The organism is Mariniflexile fucanivorans (assembly GCF_004341235.1).
In the GTDB taxonomy this organism is placed as follows: domain Bacteria; phylum Bacteroidota; class Bacteroidia; order Flavobacteriales; family Flavobacteriaceae; genus Mariniflexile; species Mariniflexile fucanivorans.
On sequence record NZ_SLUP01000001.1, the window covers coordinates 754,629 to 772,357 of the forward strand.

The following is a 17,729-nucleotide window of genomic DNA, read 5'->3' on the forward strand; positions in this document are numbered from 1 at the left end:
TTTCATATCTTCAAATTTAAAAAAATATTTAAAACCAGCAGGTATTAAACCATTCTTAACGTTATAATCACTTAAAACATTTTAAGAATTTTAAATGAGGATATATCTAACTTATTGAAAACTTGTTTTATTGCTTAAATTAATAAAAACACACTCAATTACATTTTAACTAATTTTTGTAACAAAAGCATATATTATAGCTACTAATAAGATTAGTTCTACGTTTTTCATTGTATCTTTAACTTAATTTATTAAATACCAATTATAAACATTTTAAAATATTTTATTATGAGCCTTTATCTTATCCCCTTACTTTTCCTAGCATTAGTTATTTTATTTTCGTCCTTCTTTACAGTAAAACAACAATCTGCGGCTATTATTGAACGCTTCGGAAAATTTTTAAGCATTCGCCAATCAGGTTTACAATTAAAAATACCCATCATAGACAAAGTTGCAGGTCGTTTAAGTTTAAAAATTCAGCAATTAGATGTTATTGTTGAAACAAAAACAAAAGATGATGTGTTTGTTAAACTAAAAGTGTCTGTTCAATATAAGGTTATCAAAGACAAAGTTGAAGATGCTTTTTACAAACTAGACTATCCACACGATCAAATTACTAGTTATGTATTTGACGTGGTACGTGCCGAGGTACCAAAAATGATTTTAGATGATGTTTTCTTGAAAAAAGATGATATTGCCATTGCGGTTAAAACCGAATTAAATGATGCCATGATGGAATATGGTTACGACATCATTAAAACACTTGTAACAGATATTGACCCAGATGCCCAAGTAAAAGAAGCCATGAACCGTATTAATGCTGCCGATAGAGAAAAAACAGCCGCACAATATGAAGGGGATGCTGCTCGTATTTTAATTGTTGAAAAAGCGAAAGCTGAAGCTGAAAGTAAGCGTTTGCAAGGACAAGGTATTGCAGACCAACGTCGTGAAATTGCACGTGGCTTAGAAGAATCGGTTCTTGTGTTAAATAAAGTTGGGATAAACTCGCAGGAAGCCTCTGCTTTAATTGTTGTAACACAACATTACGATACATTGCAATCTATTGGACAACACACTAATAGTAACCTAATTTTAATGCCAAATTCGCCACAAGCAGGAAGTAATATGCTTAACGAAATGCTTGCAAGTTTTACTGCTAGTAACCAAATTGGTGAGGCAATGAAAGAAGCTAAAGAGAAAAAGAGATTACAATAAGTTTTTTTTATAAATTATATAAAACCCCACAAGATTTTAAAACTTGTGGGGTTTTATCTTTTTATAAAAACGGGTGCCTTTCCTCCCACTCTTGTTTTGGGTTCATTAATCCAAAAACCTGTTTTAAAACTGCATTTATAAAACTATTGGTATGCTTTATATACACAACCATAGGTATAGGTTTAGCTCCTACCGAGCTTTTAATTTCCATAGCAGTTCTGGCATAAACAACCGTTTTAAATTGATTGTTGATACCAAATTCCAACATACTATAAAGCATATTTAAATATAACTGATTTTTATATTGATGCGCTTCATCGTAACCTAAAAAATAAGTTTCCAGATGCCTTTCATTTTCTATTAAAGTGAAAAAACCAATAAGTTCTTCATTCAAATAATAACCAAACACTCTAAATCGATTTTCTAACTGAAGTTTTAAACTGTAAAAATGATTTTCAGGCAATATAAACGTATTAAACTTCGCGTTGTTAGAAACATTCAAATAAAGGGCGTGTAAGCTCTTAGAATTCGTTTTAATGGCTTCTAAACCTAGTTCTGTACATGTAATGCCATTTAATTTTTTTCTAGCTGTTTTATATCGATTTCTATACTTTTTATTAAGTGCATTTATATAATCGTTAAAACTTAACCAGTTTGGTATAAATTCTAAAATCATATTGGGTTGTACATTCACTTTATGCAATTTATGCTGGTTAAAAAAATCAGGTTCCAGATGTATGGTATCATCAAGAAAATAATCTTTAAACATAATGGCACGTATGGTTTTATTTTGATTGGTTTTTATATAATTTTTAATCGTTTCTAAAGCATTATAAACCAAATTCAAATAAGCAATTTGAGATATATTTTCCTTTTGAAAAAATACACCGTGTTGTCCTGTATGCGTTAAGTTGCCAACTACTAAAATATTGCCTTTTAATATTTTTGAAACTACATCACGACAAAACTCTTTTGCACACGAAACGTTAATGGTTCTAAACATGTCTTTTAAGTACAACTGCACACGTTGAATAATGGCAACTCCCACTAAAATATCTTCAGAAAAAATTCCAACATAAAAAAGTTGAATGTTTTTTGGGGAAGCATCTTCAAGGGCTTTCAAATAGGATGTTTGAAGAAAAATATCGTGTGCAACAACTTTATCCCAATAATTTGGGAGGTTGGCTACCGCATAATAAATTTTAAATGATTTCAATATTAAAAATAAAAAAGACCGAAGTTAAAATACTTCAGTCTTTATATAAGTTAAAAGTTTACAAATTATTATTTCCAAGCACAAATAATACCACCCATGATACCAAGTGTTACTATCCAATACCCGCTATTTATAAGGATGTATTTGGCACTTTTTCGTTCAAATAAGGCATTGGTACCCAAAACAGGCAACGCAAAGAAAATACCAGCGATAACACCGTGTAAAACTCCATGTTTAAAAGTTCTGAAATTATTTCCATAATCCGTCATAAAATCAGAATACGATTGTAACGCGACACTTGAATCACCACCAACTAAACTTAATGCACCTGCTTGATGAATAACAATACTTTCCATTATAAAGCTTAACATAAAAGCAAAAAGTAGTGCTAAACCAAAAATTTTAGCCATGTTTCCACCTTTGATCTGTTCCTCTGTTATACCTGCTGCATGCATCCAAGCGGTACCAAATACTTTCGGGTGATACCAAACAAAACCAACCACCAAGGCTGAAATTGCGGCCGCTAAAATTGCATAAATATTTAAAAAATCCATATTGTTAAAAGTTGAAGTTAGGTGTTAAATATAGCTAAATTTTTTATAGATAACTCATTTTTAATTATTTACAAAAGGTAATTAAAGAAGCATTTTAGCCTCTTTAACTAAAAGAGCATCCGTATCTTCTAAAGCTTTGTTAATAAAATCATTAACCTCTGCATTTCTTTCAAGTCCGTTTTCAAGCAAAACACCCAAAACAATTGTGGTTGCAATACGTGTCCCCACTTTTTTGGCTGCGGTATTAAATAATGGTTGTAAGTCATCATAACTCACATCTTTAGCAAGTTCTAAAATTTCAGCTTTTGCCTTTTCTTGTTTCCCTTCTGGTAAATTAGTATATTTTTTACCTAATTGCTGAATCACATCAATAGCCTTACGCTGAGGTTGCGATGTATTATTTTGTGGTTTATTTTGGTTTTTGTTTTCTATAGGTTTTTGCTTCTCCCAAGAATCTCTTAAACCAACCGTTTTATTGAATATTAATTTATTAGAGGATGAATCATTATCCACATTAAAATAACCTAAACGTTGAAACTGAAACCTATCACCAATTTTAGCTTCTAATAGACTTGGTTCTACATAAGCTTCAATAATTTTTAAAGATTCAGGGTTTAAAAACTCCATAAAATCTTTATCTTGGTGGCTATCGGGCGCTTCATCCATAAATAAACGGTCGTATTCTCTAACTTCAGCTTTAACAGCATGTTTTATGGAGACCCAATGCAATGTGCCTTTTACTTTTTTAGCAGTGTCTTCAGAATACGTACATTGTATTTCAGTAATGTTTCCATTCGGATCTTTTGTAACAGAATCTGCTTTAATAATATAAGCGTTCTTAAGTCGAACTTCACCACCTAATTTTAATCTGAAAAACTTATTACCTGCAACTTCCTTAAAATCTTCTTTTTCAATATAAAGCTCACGAGAAAAAGGTACTTTTCTAAAACCTGCACTATCGTCTTCTTGATTGTTTTCAGCTTCTAACCATTCCTCTTTTCCTTCGGGGTAATTTGTTATAACCAATTTAACAGGATCTAAAACCGCCATAACACGTGGCGCAGTTTTATTTAAATCCTCTCGAATACAAAACTCTAAAAGGGATACATCAATAATATTATCACGTTTGGCAACACCAACGGTTTCTACAAATTTTCTTAAAGCTGCTGGTGTGTAACCTCTGCGGCGTAAACCCGAAATTGTTGGCATACGTGGGTCGTCCCAACCATTTACGATCTTATCTTCTACCAGTTTAAGTAGCTTGCGCTTGCTCATTATGGTATAGCTAAGGTTTAAACGCGCAAATTCTCGTTGCTTAGGTCTAACTAAGGTTTTATCTACCACTTGGTCTAAAAACCAATCGTAAAGCTCTCTGTGAGGTTTAAATTCTAGTGAACATAATGAATGTGATATTTGCTCAATATAATCGCTCTCACCATGTGTCCAATCGTACATGGGGTAAATACACCAATCGTCACCTGTTCTATGATGATCCTTTTTCAAAATTCGATACATAATAGGGTCACGCATCAGCATATTAGGGTGTTGCATGTCAATTTTTGCGCGTAAAATATGGGAGCCTTCTTCAAATTCACCAGCTTTCATACGCTCAAACAAATCTAAATTTTCAGCAATACTTCTATTTCTAAAAGGCCCATCTACACCCGGTTGTGTTGGTGTTCCTTTTTGTTCTGCCATCGCTTCACTAGACTGAGAATCTACGTAAGCTTTACCTTCTTTAATGAAGTGTACTGCCCAATCATAAAGTTGTTTAAAATAATCGGATGAAAATAATTCCTTATCCCATGTATAACCTAACCAAGAAACGTCTTCTTTAATGGCATCTACATATTCTTGTTCTTCCTTTGCAGGATTGGTATCATCAAAACGAAGATTTACAGGCGCATTGTACTTTTCACCCAAACCAAAACTAATACCTATAGCCTTGGTGTGCCCAATATGTAAGTAGCCATTTGGTTCTGGTGGAAAACGAAATCGTAATTTGTTTTTTGGCATGCCGTTAGCCAAATCTTCTTCTATAATTTGCTCTAAAAAGTTTAGTGATTTTCTTTCTTCAGACATAAAAATGTATCGCAATAGGTAATTAAACAAAAAATATTGTGTAAAATTAGGTAATTTTACCGACTTAAAACCACCTAACATGGGAATTATAAAAGTTGAAAATATTCGTGTATTTGCTTATCACGGTTGCTTACAAGAGGAAACAAAAATTGGCAGTGATTATCGTGTAGATTTACAAGTTGAAGCTAATTTACAAACATCATCAAAAACAGACAAACTTATTGATACTGTGGATTATGTGTTTTTAAATCGCATTATAAAAGATGAAATGGCCATACCTGCGCAATTGCTTGAAACGGTTGCAAAACGTATTTTAAATCGCATATTTAATGAAGATAAATTGGTAAAAAAAGCTACGGTTTGGGTTAGCAAATTAAACCCGCCCATAGGTGGCGATGTAGAAAAAGTGACCATAAAAATGACTGATAAGCGTAAAAAATGATTTTAACTGTTGTAAAGTCTTAATTTTTTTTAAATTTGCAGCACAATTAAGGTGTCGTGGCCGAGTGGCTAGGCTCAGCTCTGCAAAAGCTGCTACAGCGGTTCGAATCCGCTCGACACCTCAAGAAACCTTCAACCTTTGTTGAGGGTTTTTTTATGGTAAATTTTTAAGAAAAATTGATTAAAGGATAACAAAAGCTGCTACTGCGGTTCTCCAGATTGCTATCGGGACGCTCGATACCTCAAGAAACCTTCAACCTTTGTTGAGGGTTTTTTTATGGCAAATTTTTAAGAAAAATTGATTAAAGGATAACAAAAGCTGCTACTGCAGTTCTCGCGATTGCTATCGGACGCTCGACACCTCAAAGAATATTCAACATTCGTTAAGGGCGTTTTTATGATGAATTATTAGAGGAAATAATGTAAATGAAAAGCTATTACTCTGGTTATTTTTATATCGAAATACGTTCGATACCTCAACAAAAAGAACTCTATTAAACTGAAAGTCTTTTTATTTTATAGGACTTATATTTTCAAATTTTTCTTTTAAAAGTTCTTTTTCTTTTGGAAAAAAACCTTGCACCAGAAGTAATACGCCAAAGCCTAAAATAACCAATGCTATTATTTTTTTAGTTTTAAATATACGACGAGGGGTGAGCTTATTTTTCAATTTTTTTGCAATAACTATTTTAACTAAATCGACTAAAAAATAGACGATTAAAATAGTACTTAAAAAAACCAAAACACCGTCTTTTGAACTTGTAATTGAATTAGCTATTACAATAAACGCCACCCAACCTAATAACACACCTATATTGATGAAGTTGAGCAAAAACCCTTTTAAAAATAGTTTTCCGTAGCCTTTTTTTATTTCAATTTTATGATATTCCCTAACAATAACTCGAAAAGATTTTGATGCTTTTATAAATGAAATAAACCCGTAAGTCACTAATAATACGCCTCCAAAAATTAAAAAACTAGGGTCGTCTTTTATAGATTCTAAAAGTTTGTTGGTGCTAAAAAATGCTACTATAATAAAAATAATATCTGCCAGCATAACACCACAGTCGAAAATTAGCGCACTTTTAAAGCCTTTAGTAGCACTGGTTTCAAGTAACACAAAAAAAACCGGCCCAATAGTAAAGGCTAAAATGATTCCGAAAGGAATGGCTGCTAAAATATCATCAAACATAGAATATGTTAGTGTTTTACACAAAGTAAAGAAATAATTGCCTAAACAAAAAAAGATGCTTTATAAATAAACCATCTCTTTTCAAACAAACTAAACTTAGTTTTAAGACAACAATATCTATATAATCTTAAAAGAAATGAGACCGTTAACGCTTCTCATTTTAGTTTCTAAACAATTTTTGTCGCTATTATTTTATTTTTTACTCGTCATTTCACAAATAAACATGTTTAAAATTTCAGTCTTTCGCTTTTATCCCAAAGTCCCCAATAGGCTCCTACTACGCCCTCGGCACCCACTTTCCATGATTCATCAAAAGATGAGAAATAAAACATCTCAATATTATCTTCTGTAGACCAAACTTGTGAATTGATAAAATATTTTAAAGCATTATCATAAGAGGGTTCTGCCCCATCTAATCCCTCACCAAAAGAAGGCCAACCAGTTTCGGTGATAATCACTTTTTTCCCATTGGCTGCTTTTACAGCTTGTTGGTACATATCTTTCATATACAATAAGGAATACTCGGCACTGCAACCTTCCCAATACGGGTAACAATTGGCCAAAATAACATCGCAGGCTTCGGTTATTTTGGGTCGTTGTTTAAACTCATAATACGCATCTACATAACCCATGGGGATGTTTGGTATCGCTTGTTTAACTTCACCCATAAAAGCTAAAAGTTGTTCTTCGGTAAGGTCTTTTCTGTACATTACTTCGTTACCAACTGCGGCCATATCAACATAGCCCGCCTTGGCCAATTTTATGAGTCCTGCGATTTCCTTTTTATTGATTTCATCGTTATCGCCCAACCAAGCACCTACAAGCGTTTTAATACCAAATTCCTTAGCTATTATGGGTATAAGCTCGTTACCTTCGGTACATGAAAAAGAACGTATCCATTTGGTGTATGGTTTTATAATCTTCATGCGCCTTCTAATCTGGGCTTCGGTAACTTCTTGTCCGGGTTCTTGACCTTCTTCATAAGGGCTAAAGCACAAACCGTGCATACCGCTTTTTAAAATGCGTTTAAACAGGTTGTTTAAACCTTTTTTTGTTTTACCATCAAGTTTTAACCCTGCTAATGATTTTATTTTATCTTCTCTAAATGACATCCTTAATATTTTAAATGTTCGTTTTTATCCCATAAACCCCAACGCTGACCAACATCGCCTTCATGATGAACCTTCCATGATTCATCAAACGATGAAAAATAAAACATCTCAATATGGTTTTGGTTCGCCCAATTATTCGCATTTATAAAATATTTCATGGCGTTTTCATGAGACGGTTTTGCATCATTCGTATTTTCGCCTTTGTTGGGCCATCCTGTTTCTGTAATAATAACAGGTTTTCCATGAGCTACATTTGTAGTTACTGCATGCATTTGTTTTAAATATGTAGACGCTTTATCTATATGGCAACCTTCCCAAAACGGGTAGCAATTAGCCAAAATAACATCGCAAGCTTTTACAAGGTTTGGACGTTCAAGAAATTGAAAATAAGCATCAACATAACCAACAGGTATATTGGGCAATGCCTTTTTTACTTTAGCAATATAGTCCAGTACATCTTGTTCGGTTAAATCCTTACGAAGTAACGCTTCATTACCAACCACAGCAATATCTACATGCCCTTGTTTGGCCAAATTAATTAAAGCATTAATTTCTCTATCGTTTTTAGCTTTGTCGGTATCAATCCAAGCACCAACCATCGTTTTTAAGCCCTTATTTCGAGCTGCGATAGGAATGTATTCATTACCATCTGTACATGAAAAAGAACGCACCCATTTTGTGTAAGGTGCAATAATGGCCATACGCTGTTCAATTTGTGATTCAGATAATTGATCGCCTATGTTTTGACTTTCAGAATAAGGACTAAAACACAATCCGTGGAGTCCACCATGTAATGATTTTGAAAATAGTTGTGCTATTTCAGTATTTGATAATGAAGTAAAATTGGTGTCAGATCCAGTATCGATATTTAAATCAACATTTTTTAGAGATACCAATTTATTAGTTTGATAATACGAGCTTGATTGGGGTTTATGAGTATTTTTACGCGCATCTAATTCAGCACGAATTTTGTTTGCACGCTCTTCGGTTACATCATAATTTCGCATTACATACATGGCGATGAGCGTTCCTAAAATGGGAACACCTGAAAAAGCTAATCTTAATCCGTCAATGGCGCCTTCTGGTTGTATTGCTGCACCAGAATCAAAACCTACCGAACTCATAATGAGACCGCTTAAGCCGCCTGCAATGGCAAAACCGAATTTTACCATAAACCAATAGATTGCTCCAAAGGTACCTTCTCGTCGTTTTCCTGTATTCAATTCGTCTAAATCAATCACATCGGCAGTCATCGACATCATGAGTACAAATAAACTACCAATACCAAAAGAGAAAAATGGAAGGGCAAAAATAAACATATAAGGCTTTCCAGGAACGAATAGAAACCATAACATGATATAGCCAAAAATAGAAATACCTTGAGAGAGAATAAAGGCTTTCTTTTTACCCATTTTTTTAGACATTCTAGTTACAATAGGAATTACCATAAACGTAGTGCCTAAAGCTCCCAAACACCCAAAAAGAGTTGGCCAGATACCAGCAGCTCCTGCATCGCCACCAAAAAGATGGTAAACTATAATAAAAAATGAAAAAGCGGCAATCGTATTAAACGCATTGAAAACTAAAAAAGTAGCTATACAAAGTTTTCGAAAAGGTACTATTTTAAAAGCCTCTACAACACCGCTTAAAATTTCTTTAAGGCTACTTCCTATTGTTTTAATACCAAGCGGCGAATAGTTTTCATTTAAGGTCGATTTACTTTTTATAAATATAGCTGGTACCATTGCAAAAATCATACAAACAATGCCTACCCAAACCGCAAGTGATCGGGTAGCAATATCGGCCGATGGGAATAATTCTGGGTCATACATAATTACCCAAAACCAAGGTGCAATTACCCAAGCCCATTGCCCTATCCACTGCGCTACTGCCATAATATTGGTGCGTTCGTGAAAATCGTTACTCATTTCATAACCCATAGCTACATAAGGTACGCTAAAAATGGTGAGCCCCAGATAAAACACAAACGACCATAGCATAAAATAAATAAAATTATAATCGACGCCATCTACTCGGTATAATTGCCACATCACAATAAACGCCATGCCCATTATTAATGCACCAAGAAACACGTATTGCCTTCTACGTCCCCAACGCGATTTTGTATTATCGGAAATAAAACCCATAATAGGATCTGTAAAACAATCAAATAGTCTCGGAAAGAAATAAATAACACCCCACATCCAGCCAGGGAAGCCCAAATCTTGAACTAAAACTACCATAAAAATACCTAAGGCAGCAGGAAACATTTGATTGGCGAGCATGCCAATACCGAAGGCGACTTTTTGCCCGAATGGAACTTTGTTTGTGGTGGAAGACATAATAATTAATTTAGTTAGCTTAGTTAGCGGTTTTTTTAATTAGGTATTACAATAGTTTGAATTGCTTGCGCATCTATTTTAAATTCTACTAATTTTTCATTTAATGATAAACTAATAGTTTTTGGGGTTTCAAATTCATTAAAAACAACCACAGCAATACTACCATCTGGGTTTTGTGCCGCTGTTACCATAAGAGTATCATCTGAATTTTCAACTCCAATAACTTTCGCATCAGGACGTATATACTTGCTAAAATGTGCCATGGTGTAATACAATGGTGTAAAGTACACCTCATCTTTAGCCGGGTCTACAATTACAGGAGCAACACACCAGTTTTCAAACCAGTTTGGGCCTCCTTGTGTATCTAGAACCATATTCCAGTCTACCCAACCATCTACCCAATTGTTTAGGCAACCAATAATATCTCTCGCATAACGGTTTACAGGTGCGTATTTTGGGTGTAAGTGTTTTTGGTCTTCTGGTGCCCAATCCCAACCCCAATCGGTCGCTTCTTTTTTCCAATACCAAGCATCATCTTGCCATACCGGAATTTCAGAATCTACGCAACCTTCGGTTTCAATTAAATATTTATTTGGCGCTTTATTATGCGCATATTGCAAAGCTTCAGGAAAATAATCATAAGTGCTTTCATACCAGTGAATCGCTGTACCATCAAAATATTTTGAAGAAGCTTCATCACGGTACATTTCATCAACCCATTCTTTTAAGCCCGCTCTATTTTGATCGTAACCCAAAATTATTTTATCACCATAGCCATCTGCTTCTAATTTAGGACCTAAATGAAATTCAACAAAATCGGTCATTTCTTTAGGTGAAAAATGCATGCTTTCCCAGTTATTACCATTTCCATGAGGTTCGTTTTCAACAGTAAAACCCCAAATTTCCACACCTTCTTTTTTATAAGCATCTATATATTTTGAAAAGAATAAGGCCCAAGTATCGTAATATTCGGGAAGTAGTTTACCGCCTACCCATGCGTTATTATCTTTCATCCAAGGTGCTGCCGTCCATGGGGATGCAAATATTTTAAAACCATCTTCTGAAACCGCCATGGCATCTTTTATCATAGGAATTAAATCGTCCATATCATCTTGTATGGTAAAATGCTCTAAATTTTTATCGCCTTCAACTGGTGAATATGAATATTGACTTAAAGAAAAATCGCAAGAATTCATGTGGGTTCTTGTTAAAGAATATCTAGCACCATCTTTAGCGAAATATGCTTTTAGAATAGTATCACGATTGGCTTTGCTTAATTTGTTTAATAAGTAAGCTGAAGACTCTGTAAAAGCACCTCCAAAGCCTGAAATAGTTTGAAACGTTTGTTCTGGCAATAATTTTATAGTTGCCTGAACCGTATCAACCGGTTGAAAATCTGTAATTTGTGTTAATTTATTTCCATTAGCCGATGTTTCAAAAACTTCAACTTGCAATGGATTTTTGGTTTGATTACAACTCATAATTAATACGAAAAGACAATAAACATATGTTTTCATTTTTTTATAGTTTTTTAGTTAGTTACACTTACTTCTTTTAAAGCTGGTGGTGGTAAAACGGTTTTCATTAATGCTTCTTTATTACCGTTAAAGGTTTTGGAAACGGGTTTACCGTCTCTTGTTAAGCCTTTAAAAACACCTTGATCTACCAAATCCCATAACGGATATTTTGCTTCACCATTTAAAGTGAAAAGCCCAAAATGGTTTTCAGAACCTAAAGGGTTTCTGGCGTCTTTCCATTGCTCATCAAAAGCTTCAAAATAGAAACAAGAAATACCTGCTTTATTGGTCCATTCACGTAATTTTTTATAATAAGCCGCCTGTTTGTATTCGTCTGTAGCTCTAGAACCATCCTGCCCATAAAAACCATCTGAAATAGATGCCCAACCTGTTTCGCCTATATGAATCGGTTTATTTACTCCCAAGCTTTTCATGTAATTTGATACACTATCGTATTGTTTTTTAGCAAATTGTAACGCACGAGACATGGCAGCATCTGTTTTTTCAATATCTGATAGGTGTTGTTCACTTTCTGGAACTTTCCAAAACTCTGGATTGTAATGTGAATTATGATATGGGTACGTATGCATCGAAATATAATCGACTGCTTTTATTAAATTTTCTAAATCTTTAACATGATAAAGTGGGTCACCACCGCCCCAAGATGCAAAATCATCGGAACTTGTAATCCATAAATCTGCTGGTAATTTTCCAGATTTTTTTAAATCTTGTAAGTGATTCACCCATTTTAAAATAATACTAGGTTGCACAAAATAACTGGTAGCCCATTTTACCATGGCTTCATTACCAACAGCAATAACCTTTACAATGTCAGGATATTTATTTGCTAAAGCCACGGCTCTATCAATCTCGCCCGCGTTTTGAGGACTTTCAACATCGTGATTAGGTGTTTTGTCTGTCCAGGCATTTTCACAATCCATCCAAGCACCCAACATCACGTACATTTCGAAGTTTTTATCTTCTTGTTTTAGTTGATGGATGGCTTCTAATACATTGGAAGCATGCGGCAATGGTGTTTGAACATTATATGTACGCAATATTTTAATACCCATGGCAGAAAGAATTTTCATGTCTTCTTTAAGCTGCGGAATGGTAGGTTGACTATCTCTTAATTTTTCTCTGTAACCACCATAAGATATTGCTAAATAATCTGGATTTCCTAAAATAGATTCAGCGGTCATGTTTTTATTATTTATCACAGTTTCTGCTTCTTTATTCGACTTATTTCCGCAACCCGCCATGGCTAAAATGGCTGTAAGCATTAGAATTTTATTTAAATTGAAAGTCATATTTCTATTTTTTAATAGATACAATTATTCTGTTTATTTCTCCTTTTCTTTCAAAAACCAGTTTTGAAGTTTTTTCATCTAATTCTAAACCTTCCATTTCTGTTTGTTTATCATTAAAAGACACTTGAATACTATTTTTATTTGAAAGCTTATAAATTATAGGGATTTGGCAATATGTAAAACATAGCTCACCAGTATCCAATTTAATTTCAGAAACGTCATTTTTAAGATTAAAATAGTTGAATACTTTAGGCTCCTTTAAAAATTCTTCTTTTCGTAATAAACGTGGGTTAAATAGGATGCTTCCTCCTTTAACGAAAACACCTAATTCACCAAATCTGCTTAACAAATCTTCTTTAACTTGTCCTGTCATTCCTGGTTGCTGCGCGCCCTTTGTAGCTGGCGTATGTGAATAGGGATCGGTTGGGAATGCACCATATAACTCAGGCGATTTATGCACACCAATGCCCGCATTTATTTCGTAGTAGTGGTCTAAAAGTTTACCAATAAGCACTTCGCTCTCACCATTATTAACAGCCAATAAACAATTTTCCTGTACGGCTAATAACAGTTTTGATACCATGTGCCAGTAAATAGACCCTAAACCTTCATACCCAAAAAAGGTGCCTGAACGTCCTGTAAAAGATTTATGGTTGAAAATGGTTTCAAAGGTTTCTAAAAGATATTTAGTTTCTTTTTCAACCAAAGGACTGTAGGTTTCTGATAAACCTTCTAAGGCTGTTTTTAAACTATTAGCATTATTGAAATTACCGTTAAAATGATAATTGCCTAAAACATCTTTTTCTATAATTTGAGAATTTCCATCTTTTACCAATTGCTTTAATAAGCTTGATTGTTCCACTTTTTCGGTTGGAATATTGTTCTTTTTATCAAATCGTGCTAATTCTTTATTTGGATATAAAATATAGCTGTATTGATCTTCTCTAAAAAGTGCGCTACTTTTTAAACCATCCAATAAATTTAATGCTTGTGAAGGTGTTAAATAGCCTGCACTTAAAACAGCCACTTGACCTTCTAACATTTCAGATAAATAAGAAATAGAGACTTCTTTATCGTTTTCAAGCGTCATTAAATTATAGGCATGATACATGTTATCTTCACGCTTATTGGCATCAATAGTATGCTGTAAATAGTGTTTTGTTGTTTTAATGAACTCTAATAACGTGGCTTTAGTTAGTTCTGCTTTATCACTTGAAAAACCTTTTTCATAAATGGTTAAACGGTAATCGCTTCCAGCTAATCCTAGACCATCTAAAACAGTTTTTCTATCCTTGTTAGATACTTTACCTGAAAGAATACTTTTATTAGCTTCTAGGGTATTTAAAACACCTTGAAAGAACGTGTATAATTCTAGAGAAACCTCAACGCTTTCGGTTTCAGATTTTGATACAACTGTTTCAAAGAAATTTAAAAAACGGTTCAAATAATACAACGTCACCATAGAAACACCATTACCAACCAATGCGTTGTTGGCATCGTTCCATTCGGGGCGCTGTGTATTTAACCAAATACCGCCTTCTGGAATAAAGTTTGATACTTTAGCAAGTACAGTTGCCAATAGTTTTTCTATTAAATTAACTTTATAAATAAAATAATTTTCATCACGTAATAAAGCACCATCGGCACCCAATTCACCTCTTTTTTCAATTATTTTAGCGTTTAATTCATGATCAAAATCAATAGTATCTTTTGGGTTTTTTAGTGTATCAGCATAGCTCTTAATTTTATAAGGCACATTGGCATACACAAAAATATCTTGATTAAAGAGTTTTTCTAAACGCTTTGGATAATGACTTTCTATAAATTCTAAAAACTTTAATAGATAGATAATTTGATGATCGCCCCAATAGCCAATAAAAGACCATGGATCGTGTTCTTCAATAACTTCCCAGTCGAAACCTCCTTTTGTAACACGGTAAGGGTTGTAGCCTTCAAACGTTGTGGCGTTTAAAAACTTGTGAATCATGCTTTCTATAAACTCTGGGTATGAATGTGCCAAAGCTTCCCAATTCTGGAAAATATCTCGCCAATTGCCTTCATAATCCAATACTTTAGAACCATCAATTTCGTTTTGTGTGTTAATTGAAAATCGGTTCCAAGGTCTGCTTGGGTCGCCGTGTCTTCTACTAAACTTTAATGGTAAATATTCAAAACAAAGACGTTTTAAATTCTTATCAGTATCATTTTCAGCTAGATTTTTTATAAAATCCAAAGAGAACGTTTCGGGTAAAGAAGCTAATACATCTTCTTTCTTTTTAAATACTTTTTTGTTTGCGTGTGCAATATATTTTACAAAATCCTCTTTTTCAATGGTATAGCCATCATCAAAAATACCACCACGCATGATGTTAAATAGTGTATTTGAAAAGTGTCTGGTGTTAATTAAATCGTCTTCACATAGTTGTACACCATCGGCAGCAGCCGTTAATGCTACTAATTTGTTTGTACCCGCATCAATATCGTTTTGAATGAGCGAAACAATATCCTTTTCATTTTTTATAATTTCAGCAATTTCAACCACTCCAGAAATGGATTGATTTACATTGGCAATAAACATCCAATTTTTTTCATCATTGGCATCAATATCTACATTTGAAACTATAAAATAAGCACCCTTTTGTGCTTTAACATCTTCCTCTTGTTTTACTTCGAAACCTCTTCTGAAATTATTTAATTGAACAGACGATAACAAATATGTAGGCTTATTTAAACCATGAGACCACACCATATTAGATTTTAAAGCTTCACTTGGCTCTGGTTTATCTACAATAATGGCGCTTAATTCAAAAGTACCTATACCTACATTCGCTTGTAATTCGCTTCTTTTATAAGCATCAACTAAGTTGCTATAACTGTTTTGTAAACTAGCAGAAACTCCAAAAGGGACTATGTTTTGTAAACCATCTAAAACTGTAATATTCAGTTTTTCTTTGGTATTGTTTATTATGGTCGATTTTTTAATAAAGCCAAATCTGTTACTTGAATTCCATTGGTATCTGAAAGTAAGACCTAAATCTGTATTTATTTCTTCAAAAACCACTTTATTACCGTAACTATTTTTATAAAGATTCGTTACGGTATTGTATAGCCCAATTTGACGAATAGAAAATGGTTCCCAGATACGGGTTTTGCCATCTTTATGAACTTGAAAGATGGTTTTACTTCCAGTAACGTCGGTAGATTCTGTTATTTTATCGTCGGTATAATAAGGAAATAAAGCATAATCAGCGTTTTTTCTTCCTGCGGATAATCCACCGTTACTTGATACAAACATCCAGTGATTTGAGTCACTCACAATGCTCATAAAAAAAGGTCTCATTTTATCTGAATTCGATATCTTATAAAACTTTTCATTTTCAAAAGTTACCCAATCGCCTTGTATGGTATTTACTTGGTCCATTAATTTAGTTCTTTATTGATTTTACTATATTTTCTTTTTCGTTACGTGCTAACAAAACAGCATTCTTTATTTTAATGTTTTTGAAAGCATTATCTAGTGTCGTTTTTTCTGAATACGGGTTTATTTTATGCACTTCTTTTAATACATAATACGCTGCTCGTGGATACAATTTATATAACCCACGGCTATTTGTTGGCCCTTTTTCACAAATACCAAACCACTCTTCGTTCATATTATTTTTACCAGGTTTATAATCTTTTTTATAACCTGCATTTGCCCATGAAGCATGGGTATCGTGTATATCTAAATCTGTTGTTTGGCCATGTTTCCACCATCCATCACTAAATTGAAATGTATAACCTCCAATAGCATTTCCTGCTTTGCCTTGGCCAGCAACGTTTTCATAAATTTCTTTCCAGTTAGCTAAATTATAGTAAGCTTGCGATTTTTGGTCTTCTTTATTTTTAATGGTATTAAAAGCATCTGAACCAAATTCTGTAAACAAAATGGGTTTGTTTAGCTTCTCTTTCACCACTTGAAATGCATCTACGAAAGAAATACCACGGTACATGTTAACACCGAATATATCGACATCTTTACATTCTTCTGCAATAATATCAATGAATAAAACATCGCCATTACAAATAGCAAAAGGATGAGATGTACTGATGGATTTCATTTTAAGTACAGCATCATTCATCAATTTATACATGGGTCTACCTCGGTTTTCACCTATAAATTGCTTTTCATGTTCATCATCTGGAAAATCTTCAGTTTCGGCACCTGCCCAAAAAAGTCCATAATTATTTTCGTTTCCTAATAGATATAACAATAAGCCTGGTGTGTTTTTATAAGCTTCGACCATTTCTGAGACTTCTAATAATAACTGCTTTTGAGTGGCCTCATCACTGTAATTAGTAACTGGTACCCATGTGTTATTTACCATAACCCCATACCTTCCAAAAGGATGGTTTAGCATGGTATAAATACCATAATTTTCGTAGATATATTGAATCCATTTTGGTTGAATGCCCGTGTACACTCTAATGGAATTTACGCCCATATTTTTTAACAAGCTCATTTCTGCATCTAAGGCTTCTTTTATAAAAGCATCCGATTGACTCCATAAGCTATATGAATAATTGGTTCCAATGGGAAAGTAATCCCAATTCATACCATTAATCATGAAATCGTTACCATTAACAACCAATTTCATTCCTTCTTCATTATTTACTACAGATACGTTAGCTGTTTGTGCTAAAACAGCAGATGTAAATAAAAAAAGTATGAATTTTAAAAAATTGGTTTTCATGTGTATTTACTTAAA

At 33.6% G+C, this 17,729-nt stretch carries 12 protein-coding genes and 1 tRNA gene; 3 read left to right on the forward strand and 10 right to left on the reverse strand.

The window, feature by feature from the left end; genetic code table 11:
* Positions 1-288 precede the first annotated feature (288 nt).
* The gene (locus EV196_RS03360) at positions 289-1,215 is read left to right on the forward strand and encodes an SPFH domain-containing protein (RefSeq protein ID WP_132214874.1); all 927 of its coding nucleotides are present in this window, start codon (positions 289-291) and stop codon (positions 1,213-1,215) included.
* Between the two features lie 61 nt (positions 1,216-1,276).
* Here the strand turns inward: EV196_RS03360 and EV196_RS03365 are convergent, their stop codons facing one another.
* The 3 genes from EV196_RS03365 to EV196_RS03375 form a co-directional block, all read right to left on the reverse strand.
* Entirely contained in the window at positions 1,277-2,431 is a 1,155-nt protein-coding gene (locus EV196_RS03365) for a GNAT family N-acetyltransferase (RefSeq protein WP_132214876.1), read from the reverse strand.
* Between the two features lie 68 nt (positions 2,432-2,499).
* Positions 2,500-2,985 (reverse strand): DUF1761 domain-containing protein, encoded by a 486-nt coding sequence (locus tag EV196_RS03370; RefSeq protein ID WP_132214878.1) that lies wholly within the window; start codon positions 2,983-2,985, stop codon positions 2,500-2,502.
* An 81-nt stretch (positions 2,986-3,066) separates the two neighbouring features.
* Positions 3,067-5,067, reverse strand: a complete 2,001-nt coding sequence (locus EV196_RS03375) for a glutamine--tRNA ligase/YqeY domain fusion protein (protein ID WP_132214880.1) — start codon at positions 5,065-5,067, stop codon at positions 3,067-3,069.
* A 79-nt stretch (positions 5,068-5,146) separates the two neighbouring features.
* On the opposite strand from EV196_RS03375, the gene folB reads away from it, so the two are divergent.
* Together folB and EV196_RS03385 are read left to right on the forward strand one after the other, a co-directional pair.
* On the forward strand, positions 5,147-5,509 hold the full coding sequence (gene folB / locus EV196_RS03380) for a dihydroneopterin aldolase (protein WP_132214882.1): 363 nt from the start codon (positions 5,147-5,149) through the stop codon (positions 5,507-5,509).
* A gap of 50 nt (positions 5,510-5,559) precedes the next feature.
* Positions 5,560-5,630, forward strand: a tRNA-Cys gene (locus tag EV196_RS03385).
* Positions 5,631-6,019: 389 nt separating this feature from the next.
* On the opposite strand, the gene EV196_RS03390 is transcribed toward EV196_RS03385, so the two are convergent.
* The 7 genes from EV196_RS03390 to EV196_RS03420 form a co-directional block, all read right to left on the reverse strand.
* On the reverse strand, positions 6,020-6,700 hold the full coding sequence (locus EV196_RS03390; RefSeq protein WP_132214884.1) for a LysE family translocator: 681 nt from the start codon (positions 6,698-6,700) through the stop codon (positions 6,020-6,022).
* A 227-nt stretch (positions 6,701-6,927) separates the two neighbouring features.
* Positions 6,928-7,812, reverse strand: coding sequence for a glycoside hydrolase family 17 protein (locus EV196_RS03395; RefSeq protein ID WP_132214886.1), 885 nt, complete (start codon positions 7,810-7,812; stop codon positions 6,928-6,930).
* Positions 7,813-7,814: 2 nt separating this feature from the next.
* A complete protein-coding gene (locus EV196_RS03400) occupies positions 7,815-10,154 on the reverse strand; it encodes an MFS transporter (RefSeq protein WP_132214888.1) in 2,340 nt (779 codons plus the stop codon).
* A gap of 35 nt (positions 10,155-10,189) precedes the next feature.
* Positions 10,190-11,635 carry a glycoside hydrolase family 30 protein gene (locus EV196_RS03405; RefSeq protein WP_394343239.1) on the reverse strand — a complete coding sequence of 482 codons (1,446 nt, stop codon included), beginning with the start codon at positions 11,633-11,635 and terminating at the stop codon, positions 10,190-10,192.
* 50 nt (positions 11,636-11,685) lie between these two features.
* The gene (locus tag EV196_RS03410; RefSeq protein WP_132214892.1) at positions 11,686-12,981 is read right to left on the reverse strand and encodes a glycosyl hydrolase family 17 protein; all 1,296 of its coding nucleotides are present in this window, start codon (positions 12,979-12,981) and stop codon (positions 11,686-11,688) included.
* A gap of 4 nt (positions 12,982-12,985) precedes the next feature.
* Positions 12,986-16,402: a hypothetical protein gene (locus EV196_RS03415; protein WP_132214894.1), complete on the reverse strand. Its 3,417-nt coding sequence runs from the start codon at positions 16,400-16,402 to the stop codon at positions 12,986-12,988.
* Positions 16,403-16,406: 4 nt separating this feature from the next.
* Positions 16,407-17,714, reverse strand: a complete 1,308-nt coding sequence (locus EV196_RS03420) for a glycoside hydrolase family 2 TIM barrel-domain containing protein (RefSeq protein ID WP_132214896.1) — start codon at positions 17,712-17,714, stop codon at positions 16,407-16,409.
* Positions 17,715-17,729 lie beyond the last annotated feature (15 nt).